We start from the raw sequence: 16,132 nt of genomic DNA, 5'->3' as shown, positions 1-16,132 counted from the left end.
TTAAAAGGATGGCTTATTACTGAGCAATACTCACGTTGCAGTAGCCTTGCCGCTTAGACTGATATAGCGCTTTTATAGTGCGTTCAAGCCAGTCAGGAAACTCTTCTGACTCACGTAATTCAGCCATGCCAATGGCAATTTTGAACTTATCACCTAGTTGATAGTGAGAATCCATACATTCTAACAGCCTGTCTGCTAGAATCTTCGCTGAGTCTAATTGCGTCTGTGGGCAAAGCACAATAAACTGCTCTCCATTGAACCTTGAAACAACGTCGACCTCTCTTACAGTATTAAGGCAATTTTGGGCTGCTGCCTTTAACACCTCTTCTCTAATACAAGGGTCGTGAGAAAATAAGTTTTCATCAACAGGTGTTAAGTCAATGGCGATTAATGTGGCGGTAGTATGAAACCGATGAAAGCGTGATATTTCTTCTTCCGCTCTCTGTATCATGTGATTGCGGTTATATAAACCCGTGACCGTATCGTAAGCCGAAAGAAAACCTAATGTTTTGTTTTTCTCTAACAGATTTGCCTGTAACGCACTAATCTCTTCATTTTTTTGTTTAATTATGCGCTTGTAGTCACCCACATGGCGGTTTCTCGAAATTAGCCATAGCAGCCCCATCAAAATAATAACTGAACTCAGTATCATCACGGCATAATTACGACTATAACGGATCTGAACGTTATTCCACTGCTTGTAGATTTCTACTTTCTTCGTCTCTGGAATACGCTCTATTGCAACATTAAGTTCTTCTACTAAATGGCCGTAAGATTTATTAACACCAAATGCCAGAGAGTCAAACGGTTCGGCGTAACCGACAATGTGTAAATCTTCAAGCTCAAGGTTATTAATGTGCATATTCACACTCATCAATGAGCCCACCATAACGTCAAATTTACCGTTTGCGAGTTGTTTAAGGCCTTCTTCCTCGGATGGGATGAGTTTTAATCGCAATCCAGGGTAATGACGAGAAATATACTCGACTTGGCGGTAACCCTGCACAATACCTACTGTACGATTGCCAATACCTGAATAACCCTGCAGCATAGGCATTCCCGTGCGGGCAACCAGTACATTTGGTGCTTCAAAGTACGGCGCACTAAAATCTAAAAACTGCTTACGATAATCAGAGGTATTCATCATGGGGATGACTTGGCACTTGCCTTGCTGAACAAACTCTAAGCTTTCCTGCCAACTCTGTGTAGAAACTAGCTTAAATTTAAGGTCGCTTAGTTCAGCAATAAGCTGCATATACTGGGCTGAGATACCTACATGAATACCATTTCTTATTGCTTCATAAGGCGCCCAATTGGGATCAATACAATAGGTTACTTCGTTTGTTTTTTGAGATGCTAATGATTGTTCAGATGCAGCTTGCAAGAGCGCGCTAAAAACGGCTCCTACGAACAACACTGTGCAAAGCAGGTTTTTTCTTATTTTTCTCAACTGCACACCCAAAAGAATAATGACATCAACGACAAGTCAGCAGCGAAGTATTAAGTCTAAACGCAGAAAATGCAATAAATTCGACTATTTAGGCACTCTTTAGCTAGGTAACACTCTGCTGTTGCTTGAATATCTTCTTATCATAACGTCTTTCACTCACGATAGCAGCCAATGCTGTTACCGCTTTTTCAATATCGGCAAAACTTAAATAAAGTGGCGCAAAGCCAACACGAAGTATGTTTGGTGCACGAAAATCAGCAATGACACCTTCTGCTATCCATGCTTGGCAGATGGCATAAGCATCGTCGTGAGCAAACGCAATTTGGCTCCCTCTGTTATCGAGCGACGGGCTTACAACCTTGAGCTCATCTAATAAGCCCGCTCTTTTAGCTTCAGCAATAAAATAGGCTTGAAGCTTTTTAGATTTTTCATCAATGGCTTTAATTGAAACACCTTCAAACACATCAAGAGCGGCTTCAAGGATGCTCATTCCAATAATACCTGGCGTACCACACAAGTTCTGTTTTACCGACGTATCGGGGGTGTAGTCGGGAGAGAATGAAAATGGCGAGCTATGACCCATCCAACCTGATAAGGGTTGGGTATACGCGCTTTGATGTCGGCGAGCAACATAAATAAATGCCGGGGCACCTGGACCGCCGTTCAAGTATTTATAAGTACAACCAACAGCGAAGTCTACATTGCACTCATCGAGGGCAACGGGAAACGCGCCCGCGCTGTGTGCTAAATCCCATAGCGTGAGAATCCCTTTATTGTGCGCCTGCTCTGTAATGCCCTTCATATCAAGCTTCAAACCACTTCTAAAGTTAACCTGGGTTAACATCAGCACAGCGATATCATCTTCAAGCTGGGCACCAACACTATTTTCATCTATATAACGAATGCTATATTCATCGCCCAGCAAGTCAAGTAAACCTTGAACCATGTAGATGTCGGTAGGGAAATTATCTCTCGTGGTGGCGATAACTTTTCTTTCAGGGTGCATTTTCAAGGCAGCGCTAAGCACCTTGAATAAATTGATTGATATCGAATCGCAGCATATTACTTGACCTTGCTTGGCACCAACGAGCGCGCCAATTTTGTCACCCACCTGCTGTGGTAACGAAATCCACTGGTGCTTGTTCCAGCTTGTAATAAGGCCTTCACCCCATTGTGTTTTTACGACCTCGCTAGCACGCTCTTCCGCTTTTTTCGGCAAGGGCCCAAGAGAGTTACCGTCAAGATAGATAGTATCATTTGGCAGCGCGAATTCTTCCGCCTTGCTAAAAAGGGGGTCTTTCTCATCAAGCTGCTTAGCAGAAAAAACCTTATTTATCATGGTGACTTAAAACCTCAAGTAAAGCATCAAAGGATGTTGATTCGGAGTGCAGCCAGTCGAAATGACCGCCGTTTTTTATTATTCTGTTTCTGGCACCAGGTACTAAAGCGTGATGTTTGGGAACAATGCTATCTTCTTCGCCTTGCAGTAATATTACCGGGGGTGTGATATCAGCGACATTAGGTGTAGCCAGTTTATATGTACGTTTGTCATCGGATGGCATTCCCCCCATAAACTGCGGCGTGGCTGTCTGACAGCTGTTTTCGCCAAGTGCGTAACTTTGCAGGTTCGTTATAGCGGCAAGCCCTATGACCTTCTTGATGGCTTTACTTACATCGCTTTCTGAAAGAGCCTGCGCAGCCAATAGCCCTAGGTGCCCACCTGCGGAATGCCCCACCAAATATATGTCGCCGCTACCGCCTGTAGCCTCAATATTCACAATTGATGCCCTCACAGCTTTAATTACATCTTCCAAACTACCGGGCCAGCCGCCGCCATCATCGCCAACGCGTCTATATTCCATTGCATAGACACCCATTCCACGTTCTGCCAACGCATGATAGAACCCTTTAGCATGGTCGAAGCCGTATGCATTAAGCCAACATCCGCCATGAACGAATATGACGGCGTCCCCAGCGAACTCATTTTCATCCCCACCCCGGCCATGCCAGATATACACAGTCTGAAGCGGGTCGTCGCCGTAGCTGAATTGATCGTCCTGTTCTGACGTTGGCAAGACACCCAACGCAGAAAATGGTACTTGAGTCAGCAGCCGTGGTTTTGTGTTCGCGAACTTTTTTGCATGGGTGTCAACCGAAGCGTTTCTCGGAAACAAGTTCGGTTCATTAACATGGGTGTCTTTGTAATTCGGCGTTGTTTGGATGACACCCATTGTAAAAGAAAGCAGTTGTGCTCCACGGTAAAACTTCGAGTTAGCATGGGTGTCATTGTAAATTACATTGTTATTTACAACGCCACTCTCATTCTGAAGTGAAGTCGCTTGTGTATCTACGGCGGCAAAAAGTACCGCTAGCACAGCAATTGTTAATGGAGAGATAGCTTTGATGGGAAATTTCATATTGATGATTTTTATTTTAATTAAATCATAGAGTGCTAATTAAATGGGGCACTCTATGATTAATTTTTTGACATGTTATCGCTGAGTTCTGTTTAAAACATCTCAACAGCTAGTGCTACGCCTTCGCCACCACCTATACACAAAGATGCAATTCCTTTTTTGCCGCCGCGTTGCTTAAGCGCGTGTAAAAGCGTTACCAAAATACGTGCGCCTGATGCACCGATTGGATGGCCCAGTGCACATGCACCACCTTTAACATTCACTTTGTTTTCATCTAGCCCGAGTTTCTTGACTGCTAGCATAGTCACCATTGCAAAAGCTTCGTTAATCTCAAACAAATCAACTTCTTCTTTTGTCCAGCCTGCTTTATTCAACACTTTTTCCATTGCTCCTACAGGGGCAACGGTGAAGTTTTCAGGTTCAATAGAATTTGTAGCGTGAGCAACTACACGTGCTAATGGCGCTAGGCCAAGCTCTTTCGCTCTATTCTCGCTCATTACAACCAGTGCCGCTGCACCGTCAGAGATTGAGCTTGAGTTAGCAGCCGTGACCGTACCGTCTTTTTTGAAAGCCGGTCTTAGTGTTGGAATTTTTTCTGGGCGAGCGGAACCTGGGCCTTCATCGGTATCAACAACAGTATCGCCCTTACGAGAAGAAACTGTAACGGGTACTATTTCATCGACGAAAGTTCCGCTGTTTATTGCTTCATGTGCCTTGGAAAGCGAGCTTAGAGCAAACTCATCCATTTCGCCGCGAGATATGTTTTCTTCATCGGCAGTATCTTGCGCAAAACACCCCATTGCTTTGCCGTCATAGGCATTTTCCAGACCGTCTAGCATCATATGATCAAGTACTTGGCCATGGCCCATACGATATCCCGTTCTAGCTTTAGGCAACATATATGGCGCATTACTCATGCTTTCCATCCCGCCTGCCACGACTGCTGTCGCACTGCCTGCTTTAATTAAGTCGTGGGCCATCATTACCGCTTTTAAGCCCGACCCGCATACTTTGTTGATAGTTGTCACACCTGCACTTAGCGGAAGCCCCGCCCCCAGTGACGCTTGTCTCGCCGGAGATTGACCAAGACCAGCAGGTAATACACACCCCATGATGACTTCATCAATTACAGAGACATCCATCTCTTCACAGGCTGCTTTAATCGCAACTTCTCCAAGTTTGGTCGCAGCAAGCGAAGACAAATTACCGTTGAAACCACCCATTGGTGTGCGCTTAGCCGCGACAATAACTACTGATTCGTTACTCATAACCGTGCCCTTAAAATTCATTAAAATTATAGAGTTAAGTGAATAAAGCTACGTAGATGTATACAAAAGTAAACACCCCTAACAGCTACAACGTCTTGCCTTCACCATGAAAAATTGACGTTAGCAAAATGTTACTTTACCTTAACGTAAAATGTAATTAACGTTAACGTAAACCTGTACCAAGTGAGTGTCAACCAAACACTACGTTTTAATATGGCGGTATAAAAATACGCTGCTTAAAAACAATAGTGTAATTGCAAAGACACCCACCCTGTACAGCAAAATTAATTACAGAGACACCCACGCTAAGAACAAGGGTGTTAAACAGCGCTAAAAACAAGGTACATGTAATGAGCAAGTACGATGACGAAACAACATATGCAATAGGCGAACTCGCGCGCGAGTTTGACATTACTCCTCGCTCAATTCGTTTTTACGAAGAGCAGGGGCTAATGTCACCGTCAAGAACCGGGCAAAATCGCGTTTATTTAAATAAAGATAGAGTGCGCTTAAAGCTTATCTTACGCGGAAAGCGCTTGGGTTTTTCCCTTGCTGAAGTCAAGACACTATTCGACATGTACGACACTAACCCCAACTCAGCCATTCAGTTAGAAGCCATGCTTGAAATGACTGAGCGAAAAAGAGCGGTGCTTAAACAACAATTAGAAGATATTCAGATGTTAATGACAGAGCTGGATGATGTTGAAGCACGTTGCCGTGAAGAACTCGCAGAATTAAAACGAGGAAATATCGCATGAACACCTCCTACCCTACTTTAAATTTTGGACTTGGCGAAGACATCGAGATGTTGCGTGACCAGGTCTATCAATTTGCACAAAATGAGATTGCTCCTCTTGCTGAACAAGCAGACGCAGACAACCAATTCCCAAATCAATTGTGGACTAAGCTCGGTGATATGGGTCTACTTGGTGTGACCGTATCAGAGCAGTACGGTGGCTCTGATATGGGCTATCTCGCCCACACTATTGCGATGGAAGAAGTTAGCCGAGCATCAGGTGGGATTGGCTTGAGCTATGGCGCTCACTCAAACCTTTGCGTAAATCAAATCTTCAAAAATGGTAACGACGCTCAACGTGAAAAGTATTTGCCGAAATTAGTAAGCGGTGAACACATTGGTGCACTTGCAATGAGTGAACCTAATGCAGGCTCTGACGTTGTTAGCATGAAATTGAAAGCCGAAAAGCGCGGCGACAAGTACATTCTCAACGGCAATAAAATGTGGATTACGAACGGTCCTGATGCACACACCTTTGTTATTTATGCAAAAACTGACCCTGACGCCGGCCCGAAAGGTATCACAGCATTCATTGTGGAGCGTGATTTTCCAGGCTTTAGCCGCGCGCAAAAACTCGACAAACTCGGCATGCGCTCGTCTAACACTTGTGAGCTAGTGTTCGAAGATTGCGAAGTACCCGCTGAAAATATTCTCGGCAAAGAAGGTGAAGGCGTTCGCGTACTCATGAGCGGCCTAGATTACGAGCGTCTTGTTTTATCAGGTGGCCCGCTAGGCATTATGCAGTCGTGCATGGATATCGTAGTTCCTTACATTCATGACCGTCAGCAATTTGGTCAATCGATTGGTCAATTTCAGCTAATACAAGGCAAAGTTGCTGATATGTATACACAAATGAATGCTGCACGCGCCTATGTTTATACCGTTGCACAATCCTGCGATCGCGGTGAAACAACACGTAAAGATGCAGCTGGCGCTATTCTCTACTCAGCCGAGTTAGCAACTAAAATGGCATTGGATGCCATTCAGCTACTTGGTGGAAATGGCTACATAAACGAATACCCTACTGGTCGCCTACTACGTGATGCCAAGCTTTATGAAATTGGCGCGGGAACGTCCGAAATTCGCCGAATGCTTATAGGTCGCGAGCTATTTAACGAATCTAAATGATACGGAGTTTAGGGTGGAAAATAATTTGTTTGAAACAAGGAAAAATTTGACGTTCCTTATTTCATAGAATTTAGCAAGACACCCACCCTACTCTACATAAAGAGATTTAGAAAAGCTGAACTTTATTAGAATTGCAAAGACACCCACCGCAGCAAAAGCGTCTAGTATGGGTGTCATGCTAACCATCTTGCTAACTAGTGGTTATCGCGATGTTGTCGCGAATACCCAATAAAAGGAGGGGTTATGCCCGTTCTTCGCTCAAGTATAAATACGAAGTCTGAAACATTTATCGCAAACGCCGAACATATGCAGGCTCAGGTAAATGATCTTGTCGAGAAAATAGAACAAATTTGCCAGGGTGGCGGCGAAAAAGCAGCGCAGCGCCACGTCTCGCGAGGGAAGCTTCTACCACGTGACCGCATAAACGCACTTATCGATCCAGACACTTCATTCCTTGAAATAGGTCAATTGGCTGCTTGGGAAGTTTACGACGACTATGTTCCCTGTGCAGGAGTTGTTGCGGGCATAGGAATTGTTGCTGGTATCGAATGTATGATTGTTGCAAACGATGCCACCGTTAAAGGCGGTACGTATTACCCTCTCACCGTTAAAAAACATCTTAGAGCACAAACTATCGCGGAGCAAAATAACCTTCCGTGTATCTATCTTGTAGATTCAGGTGGCGCTAACTTGCCGCGCCAAGATGATGTATTCCCTGACAGGGAGCACTTTGGCCGTATATTCTTCAACCAGGCTAATATGTCTGCCAAGAATATTCCTCAAATTGCAGTAGTAATGGGGTCGTGCACGGCGGGCGGAGCTTATGTTCCAGCTATGGCTGATGAAAGTATTATCGTTAAAGAGCAGGCGACTATCTTCTTAGGAGGACCACCTCTTGTTAAAGCTGCAACTGGGGAAGTAGTTACCGCAGAAGAGCTTGGCGGTGGTGACGTTCATACTCGAATTTCGGGCGTTGCCGACCATCTCGCCAACAACGACCACCACGCACTCTCATTAGCGCGTAATGCTGTCTCCAGACTAAACAGAAAGAAGCCAGAATGCCTAGATGTGGCCGAGGTAAAACCACCGCGCTACGACACAAAAGAGATATACGGCATTGTGCCTGCAGATAGTCGTCAGACATACGATGTAAGAGAAATCATTGCGCGTGTTGTGGATGACTCAGACTTTGATGAGTTCAAACCGCTTTACGGCACAACCTTGGTTTGTGGTTTTGCGCGCATTTTCGGTTTCCCTGTAGGCATTGTGGCTAACAACGGCATACTTTTTGGTGAAAGCGCGCTTAAAGGTGCTCATTTTGTCGAACTATGCGCCATGCGAAAAATCCCCCTGGTATTTTTGCAGAACATCACCGGCTTTATGGTCGGTAAGCAATACGAGCACGGCGGGATCGCAAAACACGGCGCAAAAATGGTAACCGCCGTTGCATGTGCGAATGTGCCAAAGCTTACAGTGCTTATCGGCGGAAGTTTCGGTGCAGGTAACTACGGTATGTGCGGCAGAGCCTATGACCCACGCTTCCTTTTCATGTGGCCAAACGCTCGAATCTCTGTAATGGGCGGTGAACAAGCTGCTGGCGTTCTCGCTCAGGTTAAGCGCGACCAAAAAGAGCGCTCAGGCGAGTCATGGTCGGAAGAAGAAGAAAAGGCATTTAAACAACCTGTTATCGATACGTACGAAAAGCAAGGACACCCATACTATGCATCTGCAAGACTCTGGGACGATGGGGTTATTGACCCGGCAGATACACGATTAGTGCTAGGTCTATCGCTTTCAGCGACGCTAAACAAGCCTATCGAAGACACCCAATTTGGCATATTTAGAATGTAGGAGTACAGGTAATGGAACAATCCGTGATTTACAGCGTAGATGAAAGAAACATTGCCACTGTTACTTTAAACAGAGCTGAAAAACATAATGCCTTTGACGACGAAATGATAAACGAGCTTACTCGCGTTTTTAAAAAAGCGGGTGAAGACGCAAACGTTCGCGCGCTTATTTTACGAGCGGAAGGCAAAAGTTTCAGTGCAGGGGCCGATCTTAACTGGATGAAAAAAATGGCCAGTTATACCGAAGCGCAAAATGAAAGTGATGCACTTGCATTAGCAACTATGCTGCAGACGCTTTATAAAATGCCTAAGCCAACAATAGCGCGAGTTCAAGGCGCAGCCTTTGGAGGCGCAGTTGGTCTAATTGCATGTTGCGATATTGCTATTGGCAGTAAGCTCAGTAAATTTTGCTTGAGCGAAGTTAAAATAGGCCTCATTCCAGCAACTATCAGCCCTTACGTTGTTGAAGCGATGGGCGCTCGTGTGTGTAGACGCTACTTTCAAACCGCTGAGGTATTCTCTGCGCGCAGAGCACGACGACTAGGGCTATTGAGCGAATCAGTAACTGAAGACGAGCTAGATAGCACAATAGATGACATTGTATCAAACATACTGAAAAACGGCCCCAAGGCAGTAGCTAAAGCAAAAGACTTAGTGCAGTGGGTGTCTACGCAAGAGATTAACGATGCCCTTCTCTCAAAGACGAGCAAACTTATCGCACAAGTTAGGACATCTGAAGAAGGTCAAGAAGGTCTGTCAGCCTTTTTAGAAAAGCGCAATGCGTCATGGGTGGAGGTTAAGAATGATAAATAAATTACTAATTGCAAACCGTGGTGAAATAGCATGCCGCGTTATAAAGACAGCCAACGCTCAAGGTATAAAAACAGTAGCCGTCTACTCTGACGCCGACAAAAATGCCCTTCATGTACAAATGGCTGATGAAGCTGTCTATCTAGGGCCATCTCCGTCAAAAGAAAGCTATTTACGTGGTGATCTCATTATTGAGAAATCGAAAGAACTAGGTGTAGATGCAATTCACCCAGGCTATGGCTTTCTATCTGAAAACGCTGAATTTGCCAATCTGTGTGCAGAAAACAATATTATCTTTGTAGGCCCACCTGCATCAGCAATAGAGGCTATGGGCTCTAAATCTGCTGCAAAAAGCATTATGGAAAAAGCAGGCGTGCCGTTAGTACCGGGCTATCACGGTGACGAACAGAGTGAAGCTGTATTAAAAGCTGCGGCCGATGAAATGGGCTATCCAGTTCTGTTAAAAGCCGCGGCTGGCGGTGGCGGTAAAGGTATGCGCCAAGTTTGGAGCGAAAAAGAATTTTCTCAAGCTTTAAACGCCGCTAAACGTGAATCTATGGCCAGCTTTGGTGACGACCACATGCTGGTTGAAAAATACCTAACTCGTCCTCGTCATGTTGAAATACAAGTTTTCTGTGACCCCCATGGCGACGGCGTATACCTTTTTGAACGTGATTGTTCAGTTCAACGCCGACACCAAAAGATTATTGAAGAAGCCCCTGCCCCCAATATGTCTCAGTCAGTGAGAGAGAAAATGGGCGAAGCGGCGATTCTTGCGGCAAAAGCCATTAACTACGTAGGTGCTGGAACGGTTGAATTTTTACTTGACGAAGACGATTCATTTTACTTCATGGAAATGAATACGCGCTTGCAAGTAGAGCACCCTGTGACAGAAATGATTACCCGAGAAGACTTGGTTCACTGGCAGTTAACTATTGCCGAAGGCAAGCCACTTCCTAAGCAACAAAATGAACTTACGTTAACAGGACACGCATTCGAAGCGCGCATTTATGCTGAAGATCCAGGCAACGAGTTTCTCCCCTCTACCGGCACTCTTTGCTTGTTGCGTACACCAAAAGAAAATAACGTAGTTCGCGTTGATACTGGTGTTGTTGAAGGTGATGAGGTAAGCGTATTTTACGACCCTATGATTGCCAAGCTTGTAGTTTGGGGAGAAAACCGAGAGATAGCGCTTAAGCGACTTATTAGTGCGCTAGGTGATTACTATATAGACGGTGTAAGTACGAATATTGACTTCCTCAAGCGTGTCGCCTCCCACCCTGCATTCGTTGCTGCTGAGCTTACAACCACATTTGTGGAGAAACATAATGATTCCTTGTTTGCTCCTGTAGCTAGTGCTAGCAAAGACACCCATGCCAACACCCCAACAATGGCATTACTTTCGCTTTTAACCAGAAAAGTTGCATTAAACAATAAAACCCCATCGGTATGGTCTACTGCAGGTGCGTGGCGGTCTAACGGAATTCACCAAGAAACTTTAACGTTGCTTTGCGACCAAGAAGAGATTGGTGTTGAGGTGAAACATTTACAATATGGAAATGAGCCTGCTTGGGAGCTAACGGTAGATAACAAAAGCTTCAAAGTAAGTGGCAAAATCATAAACAACACATTGGAAGCGACAATTAATGGATACAAATCAACGTTTTCGTTTTCAGACAATGATGGAGTGTTTACTCTTTTTAACAAAGACACCCATGCTAAGTTTAGTGTAGTTCTAGCCTCGTTAGGTGATGATAACAGCGATGGTGATGATGCCAATTTCAGTGCCCCTATGAATGGAACAATAGTTGCGCATTTGGTTGAGAAAGGTCAGCAGGTTAAGAAAGGTGATCCAATCTTAATCATGGAAGCGATGAAGATGGAGCACAGCATCATTGCCCCACACGACGGCTCAGTAGAAGAGTTCTACTTCAACCCAGGTGAATTAGTTGATGGCGGGGCCACACTATTAGCGTTTTCGACCAAAGAAGCTGCCGAGGTTTAGTGTGACGTTTCCTAAAGAAGTAAGCATTGTTGAAGTGGGCCCCCGAGATGGCCTTCAAAATGAAAAGCAGGCCTTGAGCGCAAAACAAAAGGGAGAGCTCATAAAGCTTCTCTCCGAAACCGGTCTCAACCGCATTGAGGCTGGTAGCTTTGTGTCGCCCAAATGGGTGCCTCAAATGGCAAATTCAGATGAGGTTATTAAGGCGCTAGAAACCGATGCTGGTATTCGATATTCAGCGTTGACTCCTAACCTCAAGGGATTGGAAGCGGCCATAGAGTCAGGAGTGAAAGAGGTTGCTGTGTTTGGTGCAGCCTCTGAGTCTTTTTCACAGAAGAATATAAACTGCTCAATCAGCGAAAGCTTAAAGCGTTTCGAAGACGTGTTTGAACTAGCCAACCACAATAATATAAAAGTGAGAGGCTATGTTTCGTGTGTAATGGGCTGCCCCTATGAAGGTCATATTTCTCCGAATGCCGTTACACAGGTAAGCAAGGAACTGATTAACATGGGATGTTACGAAGTTTCACTAGGCGATACCATTGGAGTGGGCACACCAAAAGCTACCAGCATGTTGCTTGATGAAGTACTAAAAGAGATTAGTGTTGGCAAGGTTGCCGCCCACTTTCATGATACCTATGGACAGGCACTAGTTAATTTGTACACGGCGCTAGGATATGGAGTTTCAACCATCGATTCGGCTGTTGCAGGCCTAGGAGGCTGCCCTTATGCAAAAGGAGCCAGCGGTAACGTCGCAACTGAAGATGTCCTGTATATGTTAAACGGTATGGATATTTCCACGGGAGTCAACATGAATAAGCTGCTTGTAGCTTCGTCGTATATTTCCGACATTTTAGGTCGCTCTCCTGTGTCTAAATCAGCCAATGCACTTTTAGCAAAATAGTCTTTCATAACGGGCCTATGAACTCATGTTCATGCCTTTAGAAATCTCTAATGGAGACACCCACCCTAAGTATAAGGGGAATTATTTTGGTGGGTGTCTCTACAAACTTTCTTTAGGTTTCAACTCCTCTAGGATGGATGTCTCTGTAAGCTCTCTCCCCATGGTTGTCACGCAGGGGTGAAAACCGCGCTTTAGTTCAGGTCACAGAGCTATACCTCAAATGGTAAGGTTTGTTCAAGTAATATGACCATGCTGGATGAAAAATGGCGCAAAGCAGAAAATCCCTAATTAGCCTTCAAGACACGCCTTATTATCACTGCATATCTCGCTGCGTAAGACGAAGTTATCTATGTGGATACGACCGAAGCACCGATACTAGTTACGAACATAGAAAGTCATGGGTAGAGAAAAGGCTCTTATTCTTAAGTAAAATTTTTTCCATAGATATTTGTGCTTATGCGGTCATGAGCAACCATGTTCATGTCGTTTTATCCGTAAATAAAAGTGTTGCCCTCGCCTGGCCAGTAGACACTGTCTTAAAGCAGTGGCATAAAATGCACAAAGGTACCCTACTCACAAAAAAATATTTGAAGGGCGAGTTACTTAGCGAAAGTGAATTAGATACAGTCAAAGCTACGGCTGAAGTTTATAGAAAGCGTCTTTTTGATATTAGTTGGTTTATGAGAAACTTGAATGAGTTTATCGCGAGGAAAGCCAATGAAGAAGATAAGTGTACTGGTAGGTTCTGGGAAGGCCGATTTCGTTCACAGGCATTATTAACTGAGAAGGCACTACTTTCCTGTATGGCCTATGTTGATTTAAACCCTATTCGAGCAAGAGCAGCTACGAATTTAAAAAACTCATTGTATACAAGTATGTATACTAGGCTGGCTTCAAGCGCATTGAATAATAAACCTGTGAAAGGGTTAATACAGTTTAAAACTCATAGGGTAAATAACGGCCACCGCTGCTTAAATCTCACTCTAAACGACTATTGTGAACTTCTTAATAACTCTATAACGTTACTTCTTGATGGCAGTGCACAAGCTTCTAAGCAAGAAAATTGTGACAAGGCAAATTACATTGGCCTCGGAAAAGCTCAATGGATCAAGATTATCAATGATTTCGAGAACACTTTTTCTTTTGCTGCTGGAGACAAAGTATCCATGCAAAAATTCAAAAAGCACACCAATAGGAAGCGAATGGCCAAACAGAAATCCGCATCGCTTTGCTTTGATTGTAGCTTTATTTCTCAGAAGGTAGAATTACAGTCATAACAACTGCGAACATAAGTATTCCTGCCATGATGTACACTACAGAAAACGGTAAAAAAGGTGTTAGCGCAGCGTATAAAGCTCCAAATGCTAACAAGATTACTCCTATCGCAGTGTTAGAAAAACCAACTAATTCAGTACGCTCATGCCCCTCTTTAACGTCTAAGCTATATGTCTTTCTTCCTGTTCGTACACCCGTATGGGCTATTGAAAGCAAAAAGAATAAAAAAGCCGATGTGGCGATTGAGGCTGATTGCCAGTAAAGGAGCCCTCCACACGCACACAACGCGAGCACACCTGATAGTCGCAGCGTTAATTTCGCACTTTTATCAGCAAGCTTGCCCCAAACGACCGAAGATAAAAGCGCAGCCAAAGCCTCAGCACCTATATAGATTGGCAGTAACTCTTGGGCGTCACTACTTTTTTCAATCATAAAATAGGGAGCAACAAGCGCCGAATGCACAAAAAGCCCTCTTACAAAAATAAATTTATAAATAGTAGAGTCAAAGTTAATACTAAATGCTTTTTGCTCGTCGCTGCCGGTGTCTACACTTGTCTTGATAGGCCATACGCATACCAAGGTCAAAACAAAAGAAAGCAAACTTCCACTTAAGATTAGCAAAAGTACGTTCGAAGAAAGGTTATCATCTATAACGACCAAGGGTATTGAAATTAGGAGTGTGACTACCCCAGATATAGTTGATGCAACCCCTATAAGGTTTCCGCGCTCTCCTTTTTCTGCTACATCGGCCTCCATATCTTTAACAGTTAATGAACACGCAGAACGGCCTAAACTTAGAAATATAAGAGAAATTAGTAGTAAAGCGCCTGCTGTAAAACTAGAAAAGAAAATTACCGAAAACAGCATACCAACTACAGCAAATGCTTGTATTGCCATGCCGATGCGCCAAACGATATGCCGCTGCGAATGTTTTCGAAGATAAATACTAATGAGTACTTGAGGAAGCAGTGCTCCCGACTCTCTGATAGGTACCAACCATCCCACCATCCAAACTGGAGCACCAACGCTCAGCAAAACTGCCGTTAAAGTTGTCTTTGCTGATATCAACAGGTCGGCAAGCTTATTAAGCGAAAGGCCAGCAATGAGGAGTTTTTTTTCTTTCATGGTCGATAGCACGTACCGTAAACGATTCGGTGTGTACGGCATCTATATGTTTTCAGATCAAAAGGTTGCGCATTCTAACCGTTGTTTTCAACCAGTACCTTTAGGTTTTCAAGTCCCGTCTCAAAATCCGGACCAACCATACCATCTGCCATTAATGCAAAATATTTGTTGATTGGATTATTGTCTACGGCCCCTTCATCCCTCCAGGTTACTATAGAGCCCTGACCCATAGGTTCAATTTCAACCACACCTGAAGAGCCCATGTCAAAGTCGGGGAAATACAGCCGATAGAGAACTCGTTTGTTGTGTTCTAGTTGCGTGATTTCCATTTCACCATTTCCTTCCGTCTCACTTACCCATTCCGAACGCATCCCAATCGCCCTATCAGGTCCAAAATAATCGAGTTTCATGTTTGGATCGCGTTTGAACCAGACTCCCCACTTTTGCCACTCTTTTAGGTCAACAACATAAGGATATATCTCAGAAGGCTCAGCATTGATATTGACTCTTCTTTCCACGCTATACTCATTTGGAATAAAAAAGCTCGTAACGACAAACAATAAAATTATTACGCCAGCCACAACTAAAAGTTTCTTTAGTGCTCCCATCTAAGACTCCATAAAATAATCAACCACCAAAATATAACACTTTATTAACAATTGTCACTTATTGTTGTAGTTAGCGCTTTTCCGGAGTTAACGTTAGATTGACACCCATCCATTCATTTTTGACGAAATTAAAACCATTTCAATGATTTAGTAACTTAAGTAGCGTGGTTGCCCAGCTGCTTGTCTAGCTGGGTGTCTTCATAAATATGAAGATAAAACTGAAAGTCTGTCGTTCAACGGGTGAAATGGATGTCTCTCTATACCTATAGTGAGTGCCTCGACTATCATTTATAGATATTCATTTTATGAGTGGGTGTCTTGCTAAAACAACGCCTCGACTATCATTTATAGATATTCGTTTTATGAGTGGGTGTCTTGCTAAAAAACGCAAAACAACATAAATTTTAAAAATTTAACCATTTCATCACAAAGCAATGAAATCACGCTGTTATTATAAATTATCTTGTGTAATATGGGTTTAGGTTATCAGCTAAGCCTG

General features: G+C 43.9%; 13 protein-coding genes. 7 read left to right on the top strand and 6 right to left on the bottom strand.

Annotated features, from left to right (window positions below):
* Positions 1 to 16 precede the first annotated feature (16 nt).
* The 4 genes from V7R55_RS05575 to V7R55_RS05560 form a co-directional block, all read right to left on the bottom strand.
* Positions 17 to 1,450 (bottom strand): diguanylate cyclase, encoded by a 1,434-nt coding sequence (locus tag V7R55_RS05575; protein WP_334058086.1) that lies wholly within the window; start codon positions 1,448 to 1,450, stop codon positions 17 to 19.
* Positions 1,451 to 1,553: 103 nt separating this feature from the next.
* Positions 1,554 to 2,789 (bottom strand): kynureninase, encoded by a 1,236-nt coding sequence (gene kynU / locus V7R55_RS05570; protein WP_334058084.1) that lies wholly within the window; start codon positions 2,787 to 2,789, stop codon positions 1,554 to 1,556.
* The gene (locus V7R55_RS05565; RefSeq protein ID WP_334058083.1) at positions 2,779 to 3,867 is read right to left on the bottom strand and encodes an alpha/beta hydrolase family protein; all 1,089 of its coding nucleotides are present in this window, start codon (positions 3,865 to 3,867) and stop codon (positions 2,779 to 2,781) included. The genes kynU and V7R55_RS05565 overlap by 11 nt, the downstream gene beginning before the upstream one ends.
* Before the next feature lie 92 nt (positions 3,868 to 3,959).
* Complete coding sequence (locus tag V7R55_RS05560; protein ID WP_334058082.1) at positions 3,960 to 5,135, bottom strand: thiolase family protein; 1,176 nt, start codon at positions 5,133 to 5,135, stop codon at positions 3,960 to 3,962.
* Positions 5,136 to 5,485: 350 nt separating this feature from the next.
* Here V7R55_RS05560 and V7R55_RS05555 point away from each other — a divergent pair, with 350 nt between their 5' ends.
* The 7 genes from V7R55_RS05555 (at position 5,486) to V7R55_RS05525 (ending at position 13,902) form a co-directional block, all read left to right on the top strand.
* On the top strand, positions 5,486 to 5,893 hold the full coding sequence (locus V7R55_RS05555) for a MerR family transcriptional regulator (RefSeq protein ID WP_334058080.1): 408 nt from the start codon (positions 5,486 to 5,488) through the stop codon (positions 5,891 to 5,893).
* On the top strand, positions 5,890 to 7,059 hold the full coding sequence (locus V7R55_RS05550) for an isovaleryl-CoA dehydrogenase (RefSeq protein WP_334058078.1): 1,170 nt from the start codon (positions 5,890 to 5,892) through the stop codon (positions 7,057 to 7,059). Before V7R55_RS05555 ends, V7R55_RS05550 begins: the two co-directional genes overlap by 4 nt.
* A 243-nt stretch (positions 7,060 to 7,302) precedes the next feature.
* Entirely contained in the window at positions 7,303 to 8,910 is a 1,608-nt protein-coding gene (locus V7R55_RS05545; protein WP_334058075.1) for a carboxyl transferase domain-containing protein, read from the top strand.
* Between the two features lie 11 nt (positions 8,911 to 8,921).
* Positions 8,922 to 9,722, top strand: a complete 801-nt coding sequence (locus tag V7R55_RS05540; RefSeq protein ID WP_334058073.1) for an enoyl-CoA hydratase/isomerase family protein — start codon at positions 8,922 to 8,924, stop codon at positions 9,720 to 9,722.
* Entirely contained in the window at positions 9,712 to 11,724 is a 2,013-nt protein-coding gene (locus tag V7R55_RS05535; RefSeq protein ID WP_334058071.1) for an acetyl/propionyl/methylcrotonyl-CoA carboxylase subunit alpha, read from the top strand. The genes V7R55_RS05540 and V7R55_RS05535 overlap by 11 nt, the downstream gene beginning before the upstream one ends.
* Before the next feature lies 1 nt (position 11,725).
* Positions 11,726 to 12,625: a hydroxymethylglutaryl-CoA lyase gene (locus tag V7R55_RS05530; RefSeq protein ID WP_334058069.1), complete on the top strand. Its 900-nt coding sequence runs from the start codon at positions 11,726 to 11,728 to the stop codon at positions 12,623 to 12,625.
* Between the two features lie 263 nt (positions 12,626 to 12,888).
* A complete protein-coding gene (locus V7R55_RS05525) occupies positions 12,889 to 13,902 on the top strand; it encodes a transposase (RefSeq protein WP_334058067.1) in 1,014 nt (337 codons plus the stop codon).
* Here the strand turns inward: V7R55_RS05525 and V7R55_RS05520 are convergent.
* Both V7R55_RS05520 and V7R55_RS05515 read right to left on the bottom strand, forming a co-directional pair.
* Positions 13,871 to 15,025, bottom strand: coding sequence for an MFS transporter (locus V7R55_RS05520; RefSeq protein ID WP_334058066.1), 1,155 nt, complete (start codon positions 15,023 to 15,025; stop codon positions 13,871 to 13,873). The two genes, V7R55_RS05525 and V7R55_RS05520, sit on opposite strands and share 32 nt — an antisense overlap.
* A gap of 74 nt (positions 15,026 to 15,099) precedes the next feature.
* Positions 15,100 to 15,633, bottom strand: a complete 534-nt coding sequence (locus tag V7R55_RS05515; protein ID WP_334058064.1) for an SRPBCC family protein — start codon at positions 15,631 to 15,633, stop codon at positions 15,100 to 15,102.
* Between the last annotated feature and the right edge of the window lie 499 nt (positions 15,634 to 16,132).

It is taken from the genome of Alteromonas sp. S005, assembly GCF_036864475.1.
Taxonomy (GTDB): Bacteria; Pseudomonadota; Gammaproteobacteria; order Enterobacterales; family Alteromonadaceae; genus Alteromonas.
The sequence above is the reverse complement of the archived record's forward strand: the minus strand, read 5'-3'. Positions and strand labels throughout refer to the sequence as shown.

What these genes read in the sequence shown, in the direction of transcription:
- V7R55_RS05555 (WP_334058080.1), top strand. Translation starts at nt 5,486, where the DNA reads ATGAGCAAGTACGATGACGAAACAACATATGCAATAGGCGAACTCGCG.
- V7R55_RS05545 (WP_334058075.1), top strand. Translation starts at nt 7,303, where the DNA reads ATGCCCGTTCTTCGCTCAAGTATAAATACGAAGTCTGAAACATTTATC.
- kynU (WP_334058084.1), bottom strand. Translation starts at nt 2,789, where the DNA reads ATGATAAATAAGGTTTTTTCTGCTAAGCAGCTTGATGAGAAAGACCCC.
- V7R55_RS05550 (WP_334058078.1), top strand. Translation starts at nt 5,890, where the DNA reads ATGAACACCTCCTACCCTACTTTAAATTTTGGACTTGGCGAAGACATC.
- V7R55_RS05515 (WP_334058064.1), bottom strand. Translation starts at nt 15,633, where the DNA reads ATGGGAGCACTAAAGAAACTTTTAGTTGTGGCTGGCGTAATAATTTTA.
- V7R55_RS05520 (WP_334058066.1), bottom strand. Translation starts at nt 15,025, where the DNA reads ATGAAAGAAAAAAAACTCCTCATTGCTGGCCTTTCGCTTAATAAGCTT.
- V7R55_RS05565 (WP_334058083.1), bottom strand. Translation starts at nt 3,867, where the DNA reads ATGAAATTTCCCATCAAAGCTATCTCTCCATTAACAATTGCTGTGCTA.
- V7R55_RS05560 (WP_334058082.1), bottom strand. Translation starts at nt 5,135, where the DNA reads ATGAGTAACGAATCAGTAGTTATTGTCGCGGCTAAGCGCACACCAATG.
- V7R55_RS05535 (WP_334058071.1), top strand. Translation starts at nt 9,712, where the DNA reads ATGATAAATAAATTACTAATTGCAAACCGTGGTGAAATAGCATGCCGC.
- V7R55_RS05540 (WP_334058073.1), top strand. Translation starts at nt 8,922, where the DNA reads ATGGAACAATCCGTGATTTACAGCGTAGATGAAAGAAACATTGCCACT.
- V7R55_RS05525 (WP_334058067.1), top strand. Translation starts at nt 12,889, where the DNA reads ATGGCGCAAAGCAGAAAATCCCTAATTAGCCTTCAAGACACGCCTTAT.